General features: G+C 64.6%; 11 protein-coding genes. 8 read left to right on the top strand and 3 right to left on the bottom strand.

Annotated elements, in window-relative coordinates; all coding sequences use genetic code 11:
- Positions 1–113: 113 nt before the first annotated feature.
- Together aceF and aceE are read right to left on the bottom strand one after the other, a co-directional pair.
- The gene (aceF, locus tag CQW31_RS03465) at positions 114–1,751 is read right to left on the bottom strand and encodes a dihydrolipoyllysine-residue acetyltransferase (RefSeq protein WP_099813762.1); all 1,638 of its coding nucleotides are present in this window, start codon (positions 1,749–1,751) and stop codon (positions 114–116) included.
- Between the two features lie 13 nt (positions 1,752–1,764).
- Positions 1,765–4,410: a pyruvate dehydrogenase (acetyl-transferring), homodimeric type gene (gene aceE / locus CQW31_RS03460; RefSeq protein ID WP_054886018.1), complete on the bottom strand. Its 2,646-nt coding sequence runs from the start codon at positions 4,408–4,410 to the stop codon at positions 1,765–1,767.
- 383 nt (positions 4,411–4,793) lie between these two features.
- On the opposite strand from aceE, the gene glnE reads away from it, so the two are divergent.
- From glnE to CQW31_RS03420, 8 genes are all read left to right on the top strand, one after another.
- Entirely contained in the window at positions 4,794–7,727 is a 2,934-nt protein-coding gene (gene glnE, locus CQW31_RS03455) for a bifunctional [glutamate--ammonia ligase]-adenylyl-L-tyrosine phosphorylase/[glutamate--ammonia-ligase] adenylyltransferase (RefSeq protein ID WP_099813761.1), read from the top strand.
- Positions 7,728–7,942: 215 nt separating this feature from the next.
- The gene (gene waaF / locus CQW31_RS03450) at positions 7,943–8,992 is read left to right on the top strand and encodes a lipopolysaccharide heptosyltransferase II (protein WP_099813760.1); all 1,050 of its coding nucleotides are present in this window, start codon (positions 7,943–7,945) and stop codon (positions 8,990–8,992) included.
- Positions 8,993–10,051: a lipopolysaccharide heptosyltransferase I gene (gene waaC / locus CQW31_RS03445; RefSeq protein WP_099813759.1), complete on the top strand. Its 1,059-nt coding sequence runs from the start codon at positions 8,993–8,995 to the stop codon at positions 10,049–10,051.
- Entirely contained in the window at positions 10,051–11,175 is a 1,125-nt protein-coding gene (locus CQW31_RS03440; RefSeq protein WP_054886014.1) for a glycosyltransferase family 4 protein, read from the top strand. The genes waaC and CQW31_RS03440 overlap by 1 nt, the downstream gene beginning before the upstream one ends.
- Complete coding sequence (rfaP, locus tag CQW31_RS03435) at positions 11,172–11,978, top strand: lipopolysaccharide core heptose(I) kinase RfaP (RefSeq protein WP_099813758.1); 807 nt, start codon at positions 11,172–11,174, stop codon at positions 11,976–11,978. The genes CQW31_RS03440 and rfaP overlap by 4 nt, the downstream gene beginning before the upstream one ends.
- The gene (locus tag CQW31_RS03430) at positions 11,978–12,712 is read left to right on the top strand and encodes a lipopolysaccharide kinase InaA family protein (RefSeq protein ID WP_054886012.1); all 735 of its coding nucleotides are present in this window, start codon (positions 11,978–11,980) and stop codon (positions 12,710–12,712) included. The genes rfaP and CQW31_RS03430 overlap by 1 nt, the downstream gene beginning before the upstream one ends.
- The gene (locus CQW31_RS03425) at positions 12,709–13,461 is read left to right on the top strand and encodes a lipopolysaccharide kinase InaA family protein (protein ID WP_099813757.1); all 753 of its coding nucleotides are present in this window, start codon (positions 12,709–12,711) and stop codon (positions 13,459–13,461) included. Before CQW31_RS03430 ends, CQW31_RS03425 begins: the two co-directional genes overlap by 4 nt.
- A complete protein-coding gene (locus CQW31_RS03420) occupies positions 13,461–14,903 on the top strand; it encodes a lipopolysaccharide kinase InaA family protein (RefSeq protein ID WP_099813756.1) in 1,443 nt (480 codons plus the stop codon). Before CQW31_RS03425 ends, CQW31_RS03420 begins: the two co-directional genes overlap by 1 nt.
- Here the strand turns inward: CQW31_RS03420 and CQW31_RS03415 are convergent.
- Entirely contained in the window at positions 14,864–17,662 is a 2,799-nt protein-coding gene (locus CQW31_RS03415) for a dermonecrotic toxin domain-containing protein (protein WP_099813755.1), read from the bottom strand. The genes CQW31_RS03420 and CQW31_RS03415 overlap by 40 nt on opposite strands.
- Between the last annotated feature and the right edge of the window lie 2 nt (positions 17,663–17,664).

Below are 17,664 nucleotides of genomic sequence, written 5' to 3'. Positions count from 1 at the left end.
CCTCCCGGCTTTTCCACAGGCAAAAAAAAAGCCCCGCCATTTGGCGGGGTTGAGGTACGAGCGTGGCAGCTCGAAAAGGGTGCTGCCCCTCCGCGGAGGGGCAGTGTGCCGCCTTACAGCAGCATGGTGCGGATATCGCCCAGCACGTCGCCCAGGCGCTTGGTGAAGCGCGCGGCGGCAGCGCCGTTGATCACACGGTGATCGTAGGACAGCGACAGCGGCAGCATCAGCTTCGGCTGGAAGGCCTTGCCATCCCAGACCGGCTGCATGGTCGCCTTGGAGACGCCCAGGATCGCCACTTCCGGCGCGTTGACGATCGGCGTGAAGCCGGTGCCGCCAATGTGGCCGAGGCTGGAGATGGTGAAGCAGGCACCTTGCATGTCGTCGGCCGACAGCTTCTTGGTGCGCGCCTTCTCCGCCAGTGCAGCGGCTTCGGCAGCCAGTTGCAGCAGGCTCTTCTGGTCGACGTTCTTGATCACAGGGACCAGCAGGCCGTCCGGGGTGTCCACGGCGAAGCCGATGTGCACGTACTTCTTGCGGATGATGGCCTTGCCGCTTGGCGCCAGCGAGCTGTTGAAGTCCGGCAGTTCCTTGAGCAGGAAGGCGCAGGCCTTGAGCAGCAGTGGCAGCACGGTCAGCTTGACGCCAGCCTTCTCGGCCACGGCCTTCTGCGCAACGCGGAAGGCTTCCAGCTCGGTGATGTCGGCGGAGTCGAACTGGGTCACGTGCGGCACGTTCAGCCAGCTGCGGTGCAGGTTGGCGGCACCGACCTGCATCAGGCGGGTCAGGGCCACTTCTTCCACTTCACCGAACTTGCTGAAGTCCACGGCCGGGATCGGCGGGATGCCAGCGCCGCCGGTAGCGCCAGCGGCTGCCGGGGCTTCCTTGGCCTTTTGCATCATCGCCTTGACGTAGACCTGCACGTCTTCTTTGAGGATGCGGCCGTGCGGACCGGTGGCGGCCACTGCGCCCAGGTCGACACCGAATTCACGGGCCAGCTGACGAACAGCCGGGCCTGCGTGAACCTTGGCGTTGCTGCCGGCAGCCGGTGCGGTAGCGACCGGCGCCGGAGCTGCGGCCGGAGCAGCAGCCGGAGCGGTCGCGGCAGGCGCGGCAGCCGGGGCAGGTGCAGCGGCGGCTGGAGCCGGGGCAGCAGCAGGCGCTGCGCCAGCCACCTTGAGCTTGAAGATCAGGTCGCCAGTGCCGACTTCGTCTTCCAGCTTGCACAGGACTTCTTCGACCACGCCGGCAGCCGGCGACGGGATTTCCATGGAGGCCTTGTCGGACTCCAGGGTAATCAGCGACTGGTCGGCTTCGACGGTGTCGCCGACCTTGACCAGCACTTCGATGATCTTGGCCTTGCCCGACGAGCCGATGTCTGGCACGTGGATGTCCTGCACGCTGGCGGCAGCCGGGGCTGCGGCCGGAGCAGGGGCGGCTTCGGCGGCCGGAGCCGGCGCAGCAGCCTGGGCTGGATCAGCGGCAGCAGCCGGAGCCTCAGGGGCCGCAGCAGCGGCGCCCTCGGCTTCCAGGACCAGCAGCTCGTCGCCTTCTTTCAGGCGGTCGCCCAGCTTGACCTTCAGTTCCTTGATCACGCCGGCCTTGGGCGCCGGGATCTCCATGGAGGCCTTGTCGGACTCCAGGGTCAGCAGGCTCTGGTCAGCCTCGATACGGTCACCGACCTTGACGAACAGCTCGATGATTTCACCTTCACCGCTGCCGATGTCAGGTACGCGAATGAGTTCGCTCACTTAAAAATACTCCTCAGCAGTCCAGTGGGTTGCGCTTGTCCGGGTCGATGCCGAACTTGACGATGGCGTCAGCCACAACCTTGGGTTCGATCTCGCCGCGGTCAGCCAGGGCTTCCAGGGCAGCCAGCACCACGAAGTGGCGGTCGACTTCGAAGAAGTGACGCAGCTTCTTGCGGCTGTCGCTGCGACCGTAACCGTCGGTACCCAGGACCTTGAACTCTTTGCTCGGCACCCACTGGCGGATCTGCTCGGCGAACAGCTTCATGTAGTCGGTGGACGCGATGACCGGGCCCTTGCGACCGTTCAGGCACTGCTCGACGTAGGTCTGCTGTGGCTTCTGGCCAGGCTTCAGGCGGTTGGCGCGCTCCACGGCCAGGCCGTCGCGACGCAGTTCGTTGAAGCTGGTGACGCTCCACACGTCGGCACCGACGTTGAACTCTTCACGCAGGATCTTCGCGGCTTCGCGGACTTCGCGCAGGATGGTGCCGGAGCCCATCAGCTGTACGTGGTGCGCGGCTTCGCGGGTGTCTTCTTCGAGCAGGTACATACCCTTGATGATGCCTTCCTCGACACCGGCCGGCATGGCTGGCTGCTGGTAGGACTCGTTCATCACGGTGATGTAGTAGAAGATGTCCTGCTGCTCTTCGGTCATCTTCTTCATGCCGTCCTGGATGATCACCGCCAGCTCGTAGCCGTAGGTCGGATCGTAGGTGCGGCAGTTCGGGATGGTGCCCGCCATCATGTGGCTGTGACCGTCTTCGTGCTGCAGGCCTTCACCGTTGAGGGTGGTACGGCCGGCGGTACCGCCGATCAGGAAGCCACGGGTGCGGCTGTCGCCGGCAGCCCAGGCCAGGTCGCCGATGCGCTGGAAGCCGAACATCGAGTAGAAGATGTAGAACGGCAGCATCGGCTGGTTGTGGCAGCTGTACGAGGTACCGGCAGCGATGAACGACGACATGGCGCCGGCTTCGTTGATGCCTTCCTCGAGGATCTGGCCCTTCTTGTCTTCGCGGTAGAACATCACCTGGTCTTTGTCGACTGGCTCGTAGAGCTGGCCGACCGACGAGTAGATGCCCAGCTGGCGGAACATGCCTTCCATACCGAAGGTACGGGCTTCGTCCGGGATGATCGGGACGATGCGCTGGCCGATGTCCTTGTCCTTGACCAGTTGCGCCAGGATGCGCACGAAGGCCATGGTGGTGGAGATTTCGCGGTCGCCCGAACCGTCCAGGATCGCTTTCAGCGTTTCCAGCGGCGGGGTCGGTACGCTGAAGCTCTTCGCACGGCGCTGTGGCACGAAACCGCCGAGGGCAGCACGGCGCTCGGCCAGGTACTTGGCTTCGGCAGAACCTTCTTCAGGCTTGAAGAACGGCAGGTTCTCGAGGTCCGCATCCTTGACCGGGATGTCGAAGCGGTCACGGAAGTGACGCAGGCTGTCGACGTCGACCTTCTTGGTGTTGTGCGCGGTGTTCTTGGCTTCGCCGGCACCGGTACCGTAACCCTTGATGGTCTTGGCCAGGATGACGGTTGGCTGGTCCTTGTGGTTGACCGCCTGGTGGTAGGCCGCGTAGACCTTGTACGGGTCGTGGCCGCCACGGTTGAGCTTCCAGATCTCGTCGTCGGACAGGTCTTCGACCATGGCCTTGAGCTCTGGGGTGTTGAAGAAGTTCTCACGAACGTACGCGCCGTCTTTGGCTTTGTAGTTCTGGTACTCGCCGTCGATGACTTCGTCCATGCGGCGCTGCAGGGCACCGTTGGTGTCCTTGGCGAACAGTGGGTCCCAGAAGCGGCCCCAGACCACCTTGTTGACGTTCCAGCCACCGCCACGGAACACGCCTTCGAGTTCCTGGATGATCTTGCCGTTGCCGCGAACCGGGCCGTCGAGGCGCTGCAGGTTGCAGTTGATGACGAAGATCAGGTTGTCCAGCTTCTCGCGGCCGGCCAGGGCGATTGCGCCCAGGGATTCCGGCTCGTCGCACTCGCCGTCGCCCATGAAGCACCAGACCTTCTGCTTGCCGGCCGGGATGAAACCACGGGCTTCCAGGTACTTCATGAAGCGTGCCTGGTAGATAGCCTGGATCGGGCCCAGACCCATGGATACGGTCGGGAACTGCCAGAAGTCAGGCATCAGCCATGGGTGCGGGTACGAAGACAGGCCGTTGCCGTCCACTTCCTGACGGAAGTTGTTCATCTGCTCTTCGTTGATGCGGCCTTCCATGAAGGCACGGGCGTAGACGCCTGGCGAGGCGTGGCCCTGGAAGAAGATCAGGTCGCCGCCATGCTCTTCAGTCGGCGCCTGGAAGAAGTAGTTGAAGCCGATGTCGTACAGGGTGGCACTGGAAGCGAAGCTGGAGATGTGGCCGCCCAGGTCCGAATCCTTCAGGTTGGTGCGCATCACCATGGCCAGCGCGTTCCAACGCACCATCGAGCGAATGCGGCGTTCCATGAACAGGTCGCCAGGCATGCGTGCTTCGTGGGTGACAGGGATGGTGTTGCGGTATGGCGTGGTGATCGCGTACGGCAGCTGGGAGCCACTGCGGGTGGCCAGCTCGCCCATGCGGGTCATCAGGTAATGAGCGCGGTCTTCGCCTTCTTTGTCGAGGACCGACTCCAGGGCATCCAGCCATTCCTGGGTTTCGATTGGATCGAGGTCTTGCATGGCTTGCTCCAGGGCGGAAAGGCCACCAGAATCGGGGGCCTGAGTTTGCGACTGGCCTTATGGGCAGACGTCGTGAATTCTTGGATTACCGGGGTGTCTCCCGGCGCCGTGTAGTTTTACTACATTTGCTTCGGCATTTCATGCTTTTGCACGTCACGGGTAGTAGTAAAACTACACAAATGCGACGTTTGGTCGCACCTCGGCTTGTGAGGAAAAACGTTCATGTTGGTTGGCGGTGTGTCGCGAACAGGTGGATCTTGATGTTTCTTGCCAATGTTTCGTTTTTTTCAGCTATTTCCAACTTTTGTATGACAGTCCAACCGAGGTCTGGCTCCCTCTTGGCCGCTTTTTCCCCTCCATTTCACGCCGATCAAGGATAGACCATGCGCCTACCTTTGCCGCTCGAACTGCCTGCATCCTTGCAACCGCTGGTCGTTCGCAACCAGCAGTTCCTGCGCGATGCCGTGGCAGGCCACGCTGACCTCGACCTGAACACCTGGACGCCGTGGCACCGGCAACAGTTCGATCAGGTCGCCGCCGCCAGTGATTTTGTCCTCGGCGTTGCCCAGCGCGAGCCGGCCATGCTGTTCGCTTTGATCGCCAGCGGTGAACTGGACCGCCGTTACGCACCGGGCGAGCTTCGCGGGCAGATCGCCGCTGCAGCCCAGGCCGCGCAGAGCGAGGACGAGCTGGCGCGCAACCTGCGTCGCCAGCGCAATCGCCATCAGCTGCGCATCATCTGGCGTGACATTACCCGCCAGGCCGAGCTGGGCGAGACCTGCCGCGACCTGTCCGACCTCGCCGATGCGGCCATCGACGAAGCCTACCAGTGGCTGTACCCGCGCCACTGCCAGCAGTTCGGCACGCCGATCGGCAACCGTAGCGGCCAGCCGCAGCACATGGTGGTGCTGGGCATGGGCAAGTTGGGCGCGGTGGAGCTGAACCTGTCGTCGGACATCGACCTGATCTTCGCCTTCCCCGAAGGCGGTGAAACCGAAGGGGTCAAGCGCTCGCTGGAAAACCAGGAATTCTTCACCCGCCTGGGCCAGCGCCTGATCAAGGCGCTCGACCCGGTGACCGTCGACGGCTTTGTATTCCGTGTCGACATGCGCCTGCGCCCCTACGGCTCGGCCGGCGCCCTGGTGCTCAGCTTCAATGCGTTGGAGCAGTACTACCAGGACCAGGGCCGCGACTGGGAACGCTACGCGATGATCAAGGCGCGGGTGGTGGCCGGTGACCAGGCCGCTGGCGCGCAACTGCAGGAAATGCTGAAACCGTTCGTGTATCGGCGTTATCTGGACTTTTCTGCGATCGAAGCACTGCGCACCATGAAGCAGCTGATCCAGCAGGAAGTTCGGCGCAAGGGCATGGCCGACAACATCAAGCTGGGCGCTGGTGGCATCCGCGAAGTCGAGTTCATCGCCCAGGCCTTCCAGCTGATTCACGGTGGCCGTGACCTGAGCCTGCAACTGCGGCCATTGCTCAAGGTGCTGGCAATCCTGGAGGGCCAGGGTTACCTGCCGCCCGCCGTGGTGGCAGAACTGCGCGAAGGCTATGAATTCCTGCGCTACACCGAACACGCCATCCAGGCCATCGCCGACCGCCAGACACAGATGCTGCCCGATAGCGAACTCGACCGTGCGCGTGTCGCCTATATGCTTGGTTTTGCCGACTGGCAGAGCTTCCACGATCAGTTGATGTACTGGCGCGGCCGGGTCGACTGGCACTTCCGTCAGGTCATTGCCGACCCGGATGAGGACGAAGGTGAAGGCGAGCTGGTGGTCGGTGGCGAGTGGTCACCGCTGTGGGAACAGGCCCAGGATGAAGAAGCCGCAGGTCGCCAGCTGGAAGAGGCCGGTTTCAAGCAACCGACCGAAGCCTTGCGCCGCCTGGCAGCGCTGCGCGCCAGCCCGCAGCTGCGTTCGATGCAGCGCATCGGCCGCGAGCGCCTGGATGCCTTCATCCCGCGCCTGCTGGCCCAGGCTGTGGAACACGACAACCCGGACCTGGTACTGGAGCGGGTGTTGCCGCTGGTCGAGGCCGTGGCACGGCGCTCGGCCTACCTGGTGCTGCTCACCGAAAACCCGGGTGCCTTGCGGCGCTTGCTGACCCTGTGTGCGGCCAGCCCGTGGATCGCCGAGCAGATTGCTCGCTACCCGTTGCTGCTCGATGAACTGCTCAACGAAGGCCGCCTGTTCAGCCCACCACTGGCGCCGGAGCTGGCTGCCGAGCTGCGCGAGCGGCTGACGCGCATCCCCGAGGACGACCTGGAACAGCAGATGGAAGCGCTGCGCCACTTCAAGCTGGCCCATAGCCTGCGTGTGGCAGCGTCGGAAATCAGCGGCAACCTGCCGTTGATGAAAGTCAGCGACTACCTGACCTGGCTGGCCGAAGCCATACTCGATCAGGTGCTGGCCCTGGCCTGGCGCCAGACCGTGGCCCGCCATGGTCAGCCCCGGCGCAGCGACGGTAGCCTGTGTGACCCAGGCTTCATCATCATCGGCTACGGCAAGGTCGGTGGCCTGGAGCTGGGCCATGGCTCGGACCTGGACCTGGTGTTCATTCACGATGGCGACCCGCAGGCGGAAACCGACGGCGCCAAACCGATCGACAGTGCGCAGTTCTTCACCCGCCTGGGTCAGCGCATCATCCACTTGCTGACTACCCAGACCAACTCCGGCCAGCTGTACGACGTCGACATGCGCCTGCGCCCGTCTGGCGCGGCGGGGTTGCTGGTCAGTTCGCTGGGGGCGTTCGAGCGCTACCAGCAGAGCGAGGCCTGGACCTGGGAGCACCAGGCCCTGGTGCGCGCCCGTGTGCTGGTGGGCTGCAAGCAGGTGGCGACGGCATTCGAGGGCGTGCGCGCCAAGGTCCTGGGCCAGCCCCGTGACCTGGGCAAGTTGCGCAGCGAAGTGAGCGAGATGCGTGCCAAGATGCGCGACAACCTCGGCACCAAGGCCACCCTTGCCGGCACTGCGGCCAATGCCTTCGATGCCGGTGTGGCGTTCGATATCAAGCAGGATGCCGGCGGTATCGTCGATATCGAATTTATGGTGCAATACGCCGCTTTGGCCTGGTCTCACGAGCACCCGGCCATACTCCGATGGACCGATAACATCCGCATTCTGGAAGAACTGGAGCAGGCAAGGTTGATGCCGGCCAGTGACGCGGTGCTGTTGCGTGAGGTGTACAAGGCGTTCCGCTCGGCGTCGCATCGCCAGGCCCTGCAGAAGCAGGCCGGGGTGATCGATGCGGCGCAATTTGCCGATGAGCGTCGCGAAGTGCGGCGGATCTGGGGCGAATTGGGACTGACTTGAGATCGTCGGGGCCGCTTTGCGGCCCTTTCGCGACACAAGGCCGCTCCTACAGGCGATCGCATTCCCTTGTAGGAGCGGCCCTGTGTGGCGAAAGGGGCGCGAAGCGGCCCCAGCGGTTCCCCAGTGGTACACTGTCCGCCACATAGCCTGAATATAAAGAGGGGAGGCCAGGCTGTATGCAGCCTGTAGCCTCCCCGAGCGTTTCTGGACTAAGCATGAGAATACTGATCATTGGCCCCAGCTGGGTCGGCGACATGGTGATGGCGCAGACCCTGTTCCAGTGCCTGAAACAGCAGCACCCCGACTGCGTGATCGACGTGCTGGCGCCCGAGTGGAGCCGGCCGATCCTTGAGCGCATGCCCGAAGTGCGTCAGGCCTTGAGCTTCCCGCTCGGCCACGGCGCGCTGGAACTGGCTACGCGTCGGCGCATCGGTAAGTCCCTGGCCGGCCAGTACGACCAGGCCATCCTGCTGCCCAACTCGTTGAAGTCGGCACTGGTGCCGTTCTTTGCCGGCATTCCCAAGCGCACCGGGTGGCGCGGTGAAATGCGTTTCGGCCTGCTCAACGACGTGCGCAAGCTGGACAAGGCCCGCTACCCGTTGATGATCGAACGTTTCATGGCCCTGGCCTACGCACCCGGTGCCGAGCTGCCGCAGCCGTATCCGCGGCCAAGCCTGCAGATCGAAGCGCAGAGCCGCGAAGCCGCCCTGGCCAAGTTCGGCCTGGCGTTGGACCGCCCGGTGCTGGCGCTGTGCCCGGGCGCCGAGTTCGGTGAGGCCAAGCGCTGGCCGAGCGAGCACTACGCCGCTGTGGCCGATGCGATGACCCGCCAGGGCTGGCAGGTGTGGCTGTTCGGCTCGAAGAACGACCACCCGGTCGGCGAGCAGATCCGCGACCGCCTGATACCGGGCCTGCGTGAAGAGTCGTACAACCTGGCGGGCGAAACCTCGCTGGCCGAGGCCATCGACCTGATGTCCTGCGCCGATGCCGTGGTGTCCAACGACTCTGGCCTGATGCACGTGGCGGCGGCGTTGAACCGCCCGCTGGTCGCGGTGTACGGTTCCACTTCGCCTGGCTTCACGCCGCCGCTGGCCGAACAGGTGGAAGTGGTGCGCACCGGCATCGAGTGCAGCCCGTGCTTTGACCGCACCTGCCGCTTCGGCCACTACAACTGCCTGCGCCTGCTGGAGCCGGGCAGAGTGATCTCCGCCCTGCACAGCCTGGGTGGTCCGAACCTGATCGATACCGTGGCCGAGGTCGACTAAGTGCGGGTACTGATCATCAAGACTTCGTCGCTGGGTGATGTGATCCACACCCTGCCGGCGCTGACCGACGCCGCCCATGCCATCCCGGGCATCCGTTTCGACTGGGTGGTGGAAGAAGGCTTTGCCGAGATACCCAGCTGGCACCCGGCAGTCGACCAAGTCATCCCGGTGGCGATCCGCCGCTGGCGCAAGAATCTCTGGCAGACCCTCAAGAGCGGCGAATGGAAGGCGTTCAAGCAGCGCGTTCGCGAGCGCCAGTACGACCTGGTGATCGATGCCCAGGGCCTGGTCAAGTCGGCTTGGCTGACCCGCTACGTCAAGGCCCCGGTCGCCGGGCTGGACCGCTATTCGGCCCGTGAAGGCTGGGCCAGCCGGTTCTATGACCGGCCGCTGTCGGTCGCCGTTGGCCAGCATGCCGTGGAGCGAGTACGACAATTGTTCGCCATGGCCCTGGCCTATGACCTGCCGGAAGGCATCGGCCAGTACGGTCTCGACCTCGACCGCCTGCAATTGCCGCCGGCTGCGCCTTACGTGGTGTTTCTGCATGGCACCACCTGGGCGACCAAGCACTGGCCTGAAGCCTACTGGCGTGAACTGGCCGAGCGCATGGGCCGGCGCAAGCTGCAGGTACGCCTGCCTTGGGGCAACCCCGCCGAAAAGGCCCGTGCCGAGCGCATTGCCCAGGGCTTGAACAACTGCCAGGTGCTCCCCAGATTGAACCTTGCCGGCGTCGCCCGTGTGCTGGCGGCGGCCAAGGCCTGTGTGGCGGTGGATACCGGCCTCGGCCACCTGGCTGCAGCGCTGGACGTACCGACCATTTCGCTGTTCGGCCCGACCAACCCAGGCCTGACCGGCGCCTACGGACGGACTCAGATTCACCAGGCCAGTGACTGGCCTTGCGCCCCCTGCCTGCAAAAGAAATGCACCTACAAACCGAGCGCCGACGACCTGCGCCGGTTCGATCTGAAACGCGAGTGGCCGCTGTGCTTCACTCGCCTGAATCCCGAGCATGTAGCGAGCCGCCTGAGCGCGCTGCTGCTGGCTGAGGATGTTCGTTGATGCAACTGGCTTTCGTGCTTTACAAATATTTCCCCTTCGGCGGGCTGCAGCGCGATTTCATGCGCATTGCCCTGGAATGCCAGAAGCGGGGCCACCAGATCCGCGTGTACACGCTGATCTGGGAGGGTGACATTCCGCCGGGCTTCGAGGTGTTGGTGGCGCCGGTCAAGGCGATCTTCAACCATCGCCGCAACGAGAAGCTCAGCGCCTGGATGGCCGCGGACCTGGCCAAGCGCCCGGTCGACCGCCTGATCGGTTTCAACAAGATGCCGGGGCTGGACGTTTACTACGCCGCCGACGGCTGCTTCGAGGACAAGGCGCAGACCCTGCGCGGCGGCCTGTACCGCCGCTGGGGCCGCTACCGGCATTTTGCCGAGTACGAACGTGCCGTGTTCGCCAAGGACGCGCGCACCGAAGTGCTGATGATTTCCGAAGTGCAGCAGCCGCTGTTCATCAAGCACTACGGCACCCCGGTGGAACGCTTCCACCTGCTGCCGCCAGGCATCTCCCAGGACCGCCGCGCGCCGGCCAACGCCGCCGAGATCCGCGCCGAGTTCCGCAAGGAATTCAACCTCGGCGATGACGACCTGCTGCTGGTGCAGATCGGCTCCGGCTTCAAGACCAAGGGCGTCGATCGGAGCCTCAAAGCCCTGGCCGCGCTGCCCTCGGCGCTGCGCAAACGCACCAGGCTGATGGTCATCGGCCAGGACGACCCCAAGGTGTTCCAGTTGCAGAGCGCCGCCTTGGGCTTGGGGGAGCAGGTGCAGTTCCTCAAGGGCCGCAGCGACATCCCGCGCTTCCTGCTGGGTGCCGACCTGCTGATCCACCCGGCCTACAACGAGAACACCGGCACGGTGCTGCTCGAAGCGCTGGTGGCCGGCTTGCCGGTGCTGGTGTCCAAGGTCTGCGGTTACGCTCACTACATCGCCGAGGCCGACAGCGGCCTGGTGCTGGACGAGCCGTTCGAGCAGGAGCAGCTCAATGCTTGCCTGCAGCGCATGCTTGAAGACGGGCAGGCCCGCGCCGGCTGGTCGCGCAACGGCCTGGCCTTTGCCGACAGTGCCGACCTGTACAGCATGCCGCAGCATGCTGCCGATGTGATTCTGGGGCAGGAGAACGCATGAAGCTGATTTTGGCCGAACCCTTCAAGCATCTGTGGGCCGGGCGGGACGCCTTCGAGGCCGTGGAAGCGCTGCAAGGCGAGGTCTATCGCGAGCTGGAAGGCCGTCGCACGCTGCGTACCGAGGTCGATGGCGAGGGCTTCTTCGTCAAGATCCACCGTGGCATCGGCTGGGGCGAGATCTTCAAGAACCTGCTCACTGCCAAGTTGCCGGTACTCGGTGCCGGCCAGGAATGGCAGGCCATCCAGCGCCTGCATGAAGTGGGCGTGCCGACCATGACCGCGGTGGCCTATGGCGAGCGTGGCAGCAACCCGGCCAGCCAGCATTCGTTCATCGTCACCGAAGAGCTGGCGCCTACCATCAGCCTGGAAGATTTCAGCATCGACTGGGTCAGGCAGCCGCCCGAACCACGCCTGAAGCGTGCGCTGATCGCTGAAGTGGCAAAGATGACTGGCGGCATGCACCGCGCCGGGGTCAACCACCGAGACTGTTACATCTGCCACTTCCTGCTGCACACCGACCGGCCGGTGACGCCGGAAGACTTCAAACTGTCGGTCATCGACCTGCATCGCGCCCAGACCCGGGCGAAAATCAGCCGCCGCTGGCGCGACAAGGACCTGGCCGCGCTGTACTTCTCGGCGCTGGACATCGGCCTTACCCGGCGTGACAAGCTGCGTTTCCTGCGCGGTTACTTCAAGCGCCCGTTGCGGCAGATTCTGGCCGAGGAGGCCGCGCTGCTCGCCTGGCTCGAGCGCAAGGCGCAGAAACTCTACGATCGCAAGCAACGCTATGGGGATGCACTCTGATGGCGAGTTGGACACTGGCGCCAGGCTACGAACATCTGGCGTCGGACTTCGGCAGCCTCGATGCGGTCTTTGCCCTCAAGGGCGAACACCTCACGCGTGACCCGCTCAGCGAGGTTATCCGCGTCGAGCGTGACGGGGTCAACTACTACGTCAAGCGTTACACCGGCGCTGGCAAGCACATGCGCCGCTACCTGGGCCGGCCACGCATCAAGGCCGAATGGCAGAACCTCAAGCAGTTCGCCAAGTGGGAAATTCCCACTGCCGAGGTGGTGGCCTGGGGCCTGGAACGCAAGGGCCTGGCTTTTGGCCGGGGGGCGATGATCACCCGCGAGCTGCCGCGTACCGAAGACCTTTCGGCGCTGGCCGAGCGCAACGACCCACGCCTGGCCGACCGGGTCTGGGTCGACAAGCTGAGCCGTCAGCTGGCGCGCCACACCCGGGTGATGCATGAACACCGTTTTGCCCACAACGACCTGAAGTGGCGCAACCTGCTGGTCGACGACCTCGGTACGCTGTTCTTCATCGACTGCCCGACCGGCGACTTCTGGCGCGGCTTCATGTGGCGCCACCGCATGATCAAAGACCTGGCGTGCCTGGACAAGGTGGCTAAATATCATCTGTCGGCGACCCAGCGCCTGCGTTTCTATCTGCAGTACCGTGGGCGTCAGCGCCTGAATGTGCGCGACAAGCGGCGCATTCGCCAGGTGCTGAGCTTCTTCGAGGGAAGGGAATGACCGATTACCTGGCCAGCGCGGACCTCGCGTTGCTCAAACGCCATGGCTTGAACGATTTCGAAGCGCTGTGGGCGCTGCAGCTCGACGCCGTGGACGAACCCAACACCGGCCGCGGCGGCTGGAGCAGCGTCTATCGCCTGGAGCTGGAGGGCAAAGGCTATTACCTCAAGCGCCAGAGCGATTACCTGACCCGCACCTTGCACCGGCCGTTTGGCGAACCGACCTTCGCTCGCGAGTTCCGTAACATCAGCCGTTACCACAAACTGCACATCCCGGCCTTGCAGGCCGTGTTCTACGGCGAGCGCAAGCAGAACGGCAAGCACCGGGCAATCCTGATGACCCGTGCGCTGGACGAGTGGAGCGACCTCGAAGGTTTGCTGGCTCAGTGGCCACAGCTTGCCGATGACGCCCGGGCAGGGATCCTCAAGGCCTGCGGCCAGCTGGCGCGCACCCTGCACGGTGCAGGCCTGGTGCACGGCTGCTTCTATCCCAAGCACATCTTCCTGCGCCAACGGCGCCAAGGCTGGGAAGCGCAACTGATCGACCTGGAAAAGACCCGGCCGCTGCTGTTCGGCATGCGTGACCGCCTGCGCGACCTGGAGCCGCTGCTGCGACGTGCCGGGGCCTGGAGCGAGGCGGACGTGCGCCAGTTGTTGGCGGCCTACCTGCAGCAGCCTGGCGACAGCGCCCTGGTCGGCACCTGGCTGCAACGCCTGACGCAACGCCGTCGTGAAAAAGAGGCCCGCTGATGCGTTTGTCCGAACTCAAAGACGCCGGGCGCAGCCCGGCGCTGCCGTTGAGCATCACGCTGGCCGATGCCGCTGGCCCGGCTGACCTGCAATTGCTCAGCCTGCTGCGGGTGCTGCCCGGCCAGCGCTATGTCGGCGCTGGCATCTGGCGTGGCACCCCGGTGCTGGCCAAGCTGCTGGTCGGTGGCAATGCCGCGCGGCATTTCCAGCGCGAACTGGATGGCGTGAAGCTGTTGGCCAAAGAGGGCCTGACCACGCCGCAACTGCTGGCCGACGGCCTCAAGGAAGGCGAGGGTGGCTGGCTGCTGTTCGAATTCCTCGATGGCGCTGAAAGCCTGGCCGATGCCTGGGCGGCGGTGGAAAGCCTGCCGGTGCTGGCTGACGAGCAGCACCTGGTACTGGGCGAAGCCCTGACTGCCGTGGCGCACATGCATGCCCAGGGCCTGTGGCAAGAAGACCTGCACCTGGACAACCTGCTGCGCCACGGCGGCAAGCTGTACCTGATCGACGGCGCCGGCATCAAGGCCGAGACACCCGGCCAGCAGTTGTCGCGCCCGCGTGTGCTGGAAAATCTCGGGGTGTTCTTCGCCCAGTTGCCCAAGCGCCTGGAGCCGTTCATCGAAGAGCTGCTGGTGCACTACCTGCTGGCCAACGCCGAGCACGCGCTGCCGCTGGAAGCGCTGTTGAAGCAGGTGGACAAGGTGCGCAGCTGGCGGCAGAAGGATTACCTGGAGAAGGCTGGCCGCGAGTGCAGCCTGTTCAGTGTCGAGCGCAGCCTGTCAGGCCTGCGCGTGATCCGCCGCAACGAGGTGGAGGCCATGCTGCCGGTGCTCGAGCAGGCGGATGCACTGATCGACCAGGGCCACCTGTACAAGACCGGTGGTGCGGCCAGTGTGGCGCGTATCGAAGTGAACGGCCGCAAGCTAGTGCTCAAGCGCTACAACATCAAGAACACCGCCCATTGGTTCAAGCGCTTCTGGCGCCCGAGCCGGGCCTGGCATTCGTGGATAGAAGGGCATCGCCTGGAATTCCTCGACATCGCCACGCCGCGCCCGCTGGCGGTGCTGGAACAGCGGGTGATGGGCCTGCGCAGCCGCGCCTACCTGGTCACCGAATACATCGATGGCCCGGACCTCACCGCCTGCTTCGCGCCCTATGTGGACAACGGCGATGCCCCTGAAGAGCAGGTCGATGCGCTGGTACACGTGATGCAGCAGCTGATGCGCGAGCGCATAAGCCATGGCGATTTCAAAGGTCACAACCTGTTCTGGGACAAGGGCCAGTGGTCGCTGATCGACCTCGACGCCATGTGCCAGCACGCCACCCAGCTCAGTTTTGCCCCGGCCTACGCCCGTGACCGGGCGCGGCTGTTGCGTAACTGGCCGAGTGGCAGCGCGCTGCATCAACGACTGGACCGCCTGCTGCCGAGGCTGACCGAGTAAGACTCGGGCAGGGCCAGCCAGTCGCTGCTGCGTCCTGCCTGACGCACACGAATTCGCCACTGCCCGTCGCGCCAGCGCAGGATCGCCCAGGGTACTACTCCCGCTGTCTCGGCCTGGGCGATCGGTAGGTGGTAGCGGTCGGCAAGCAGGTGCCGGCGCAGGGGAAGCTGCCCTCCTTGGGTCTGCAGATACAGTTGCTCGTCGGCCTGGTGCAGGCCATCGATGGCTTCGAACGCTTCACCTTCAAGGGTTTCCGGCAGCCGGCACTCGGCGAGTAGCTGGGCCAGGTCGGGCACACCGTCGTACCACAGCACCGGCGAGTCAATGACCCAGTTGCCACTGGCCAGGCGTTTTACCGGCTGCTGCAGGTAGGCGTCTGGCTGTACCGGGTCGATTACCCGCCAGCGCTGGCCGTCGAAGGCCACCTTGTAGTAGCGCTGCTGGGCATCTTGGATGTAGTACTGGCTGAGCCCTTCGAACTCGGAGGCCTTTTCATAGACCCCTTCGGCGTAGATGCCGTCGATCCGGAAGCGCAGGTTATCCACCGTGGGCGTCACGCTGTAGCGCGAGGGCAATGGCAGCGGCGGTTGTGACGGCACGCCGCGCAGCACGCGCCGCATCAGGCCGGTGGCGGCCAGGCTGGTACCCGCATCGTTGGCATGGCTAAGGGCGTTGTAGGTGTGCTGCAGCACGCCATCAATGTCCTCTTGGCGATAGGCCTGCGCGCCACCCCAGATCTCGATCACCATTCGCCCCAGCGAGAGGGGGATGAACGCGCGGGCGGGCAGTGCCAGGCTGACCAGATCGAGCAGGCGCCAGGCCAGATCGATTCCTTGTTGCACATCGGCCTCTGCGGTGGTGCGGCTATTGGCGTCTGCGACGGCAATCAACCCGCGTGCCATGGACAGGTAATAGGCATGGAACAGGTCATCGTCAACGGCTGGCATGTGTAGCGCTGTACCGAGGCCACCCCTGATGAACAGGCGCCGGGCCTCTTCCCTGGGTAACTGTGGCAGGCGATCCAGCGTGTAATCCATAAGGCTGGTTTTCTGGCGCAGCAGGCGCAGCAGCGCGCGTGCGCTGGCCAGGCTGCGCCAGGCGCGTCGGTCAGGGGCATCGGGGGTATACAGGACGAACGAGCGTACGCCGGCCGTTTGGCTGTCGAGCAGCAGCACGCCCTGCACGGTATGGTTGTTGATCGTCAGTTGGTGCACGGTGACACGCACCCCGTCGACAGGTGGGCGCAGGGCATTGTGCGGGTAATCCAGCACCTTTCGCACCCAGCGGTAGTCGCGTTCCGAGTGGTCGCTGGCAAGGTGCCTGGCGTAACGTGCCTTGGCCAACTCGGCCTCCATGCGGGCACGGTTGACCTTGGCATGGGCGTTCAGCCGCCAGGCCCCCAGGGGAGCGTCGATCAGCTGTTTTTGCAGAAATTCGGTATAGCTGCCACCGACGCTGAGGCTTCTCACCAGGGCCTTCAGGTAGCTCGCAGTCAGTGCCGCTGGCAGCGGCTTGCCATGGCGGTGGGCGGCCCGTGCTGTCAGCCAGTAGTCATAGTCGAACCAGCTCACGTTACGCAGCGCCAGCTCATCCAGTGGGTAGCTTTCCTTGATGGTTTCGATCAGTTCGCCACCGACTTTCTGTACGCCGCGCCAGGTGATGAAGCTGGAGGGGTGGAAGGGGTTGATATGTGGCCCGACCTGCCGGGTATGGACCACATGCACCAGGATGTCGCTGGCCGGGTAGGTCAGGCCGAGGTCGCTGCGCAAGCGTTCCTCGACTCTGTCCTTGGCCCAGTTGCGCAGGGTGTGCTTCTGGCGGAACTGGGCAAAGGTGAGTATGCCGGCAGTGGCGACGCTATCGGCGGCTGCCACCAGCAGCTGCATGGTTTGCATGATATGGGTGAGCCCTTGCTCGCTGGCCGAGCGCAGCCAGTTGGGCAGGTTTTTTTCCAGTAGCAGTGAATAGCGGGTGTCGAGTAATGCTTGCTTGCCAGCCTCGTCTGTCAGGGCCATGGCCTTGCGCAACGCCTCGGCCGTGATCGGCAGGGTGGGCGTGTTCGTCCAGCTTTGCTGAAGGCGTTGACGCTGTGCCTCCAGCAGGCTGTCGACCTGCGCCTGGACCGGGTCGTCGGCGTACCATTCATAACGCAGGCGGTCGGCCAGGCAGGCGTTGCGCTCGCGCTGCGGGTCGACCAGCAGGCGCAGAAGGGGCCTGCTCTGGATGGGATCATCAAGGCGCTCGCAGAGCTCCTGGTGCAACGCGGTGAGTGACGGGTAGGCCTCGATCCCTTGAGCGGTGCCGCACAGCAGTGCCGGCCCGGTTGCCTGTTGGCCGTCTAGCTGCTCGCCTTCCGGGCGGCCGGCCAGCACCACGAACATGCCGGGCAGCGCTGACCGCCAGTGGGGGCGGTTGCGGCTGAGCACCGGGCGATAGACCTGGGCACGGCGTGCGAGTGGCTGGTGGTGGCGTTGCCAGGGCGCAGGCAGGTCCAGGCAACCGCGCAGCAGGTCGGCCTGCTCGGCAGCCAGTGTCTGGTCGCCCAGGCGCAGGTCAAGTTCGGCATGCATCAAAGCCCGGCGCAGGTCGGTGAGGCGCATGCGCCGTGAGCGGCCCTGACTATCGGCATCGGCCCAGAATTGCGCCAGTTCGGCATGCAGTTGCTGGCGGGTCTGGGTGAGCGGGTCGGGGTTCGGCAAGGCGCTTAGCAGCGCCACGACTTGTTGGTCGAGAAACTCGATACGTTCCAGTGCCAGCATGG

The organism is Pseudomonas sp. 382, from assembly GCF_002759075.1.
Lineage (GTDB): Bacteria > Pseudomonadota > Gammaproteobacteria > Pseudomonadales > Pseudomonadaceae > Aquipseudomonas > Aquipseudomonas vlassakiae.
This window is presented reverse-complemented; position numbering and strand designations above follow the sequence as displayed.